General features: G+C 51.3%; 1 pseudogene. It reads left to right on the top strand.

Features of this window, described 5'->3' with window-relative positions:
- A pseudogene (locus KVT34_RS31485) lies at nt 1-222 on the top strand (hypothetical protein); the annotation flags it as partial.
- Nucleotides 223-230: the final 8 nt, after the last annotated feature.

Genomic DNA, 230 nt, shown 5'->3' with positions numbered 1-230 from the left:
ACCCGCGGCCAATCCAAAAACCCCGACCCGCACCGCACCGAGAAGGAGTTTGTCGATAAAATCGACCTGTCGGATGAAGAATTATTGACACAATTCAGTCTGGAACTTGACGGTCGGGAGCTTTCGAAGACGGAGACGAAGAACATAATCGCCTTTGTCCGCACGCTGCGCCAGAATAAGTGGAGACCATATACAAGGTTTTCAGCTCGATGCCAGGTATGACAGCCAAG

The organism is Paenibacillus sp. GbtcB18, from assembly GCF_019091125.1.
Taxonomy (GTDB): domain Bacteria; phylum Bacillota; class Bacilli; order Paenibacillales; family NBRC-103111; genus Paenibacillus_F; species Paenibacillus_F chitinolyticus.
The sequence above is the reverse complement of the archived record's forward strand: the minus strand, read 5'-3'. Positions and strand labels throughout refer to the sequence as shown.